We start from the raw sequence: 1,055 nt of genomic DNA, 5'->3' as shown, positions 1-1,055 counted from the left end.
CTTATCAGCAGCTACTACGTTGTCTATACAAATGCGGGCAACCAGGCCGAAACACTTACCGGACGCATTGGGATATGGGGCTTTGTTCTACTGCGCGGATTAGAGAACCCGTGGATCGGACACGGCTTCCACGGATTTCGAAACGTGATTCCGGCGTTTGGCGACTTCGAGGCATGGCACGCCCATAACGAGTTGATCCAGCAGTTTTATACCTACGGCGTTCTCGGCCTGATCATGCTCGTCGGTATCTACGGCAGCTTCTACTGGCATCTCCGCAAGGCAAGTTCTCAGGTAAGGATTCTCCTCARTAGCCTGCTGCTCTTCATTTTGATCTGGGGTCTTGCCGATACCGACCGTTTTGATCTCTCTCTGCCGATGTGGGCAATCCTGCTGATAAGCACGCTGGTTTATGTGCCGGCGCTTCAAGACGAGGTGACAGCATGAACCTGCTACTCGCACTCGTCTCCGCTTCGGAATATATCTCCGGCATTCAGCGCCATGCCCTCGACCTGGCGCAGGCTCTTACCCTTCATTCCGACATCGACTCTATCCACGTTGCCGCCTCACCCTGGCAGAAGGAACTCCTTCGCGCGTATCTGCCGGCTTCTCCCCGGTTGCACATCCACTTTGCCAGGATTGGCATGTCGCCGATCGAGAGAAACATTTGGTACTACACGCAGCTCCCTCGACTTGCTAAGACATTACAGGCTGAGGTGGTCCATCTCGCCTATCCCATGCCGATCAAAAGATCGCGCGATCATGCGACCATCGTCACACTGCACGATCTCTATCCGATCGATTCACCTGAGAATTTCACCTGGCCTCATGTCCTGGTGAACCGTGCAGTCCTGAAGCAGTGTCTCCATGCTGCGGACGCTATCGGTTGCGTCTCGCATAACACCCTGGATCGGTTGACGCAGTACGACTCCCGGATAGCATCGCGCAAGGCGCGAGTCATTCACAATATTGTCGAACCGCATGACGCTGACCATCAGGCGCCACACTCTGGGCCTCCATTCGTTCTATGCATTGCGCAACACCGTCACAATAAAAAC

The 1,055-nt window shown here is 54.6% G+C and carries 2 protein-coding genes; both read left to right on the top strand.

The window, feature by feature from the left end; translation table 11 throughout:
* Positions 1-444, top strand: a 444-nt coding sequence (locus tag AB4043_RS26520) for an O-antigen ligase family protein (protein ID WP_442308660.1), incomplete at its 5' end; no start/stop codon positions are given.
* A partial coding sequence (locus AB4043_RS26515; RefSeq protein ID WP_442308659.1) for a glycosyltransferase occupies positions 441-1,055 on the top strand: 615 nt, incomplete at its 3' end. The genes AB4043_RS26520 and AB4043_RS26515, both read left to right, overlap by 4 nt.

It is taken from the genome of Terriglobus sp. YAF25, from assembly GCF_052113305.1.
GTDB lineage: Bacteria > Acidobacteriota > Terriglobia > Terriglobales > Acidobacteriaceae > Terriglobus.
The sequence above is the reverse complement of the archived record's forward strand: the minus strand, read 5'-3'. Positions and strand labels throughout refer to the sequence as shown.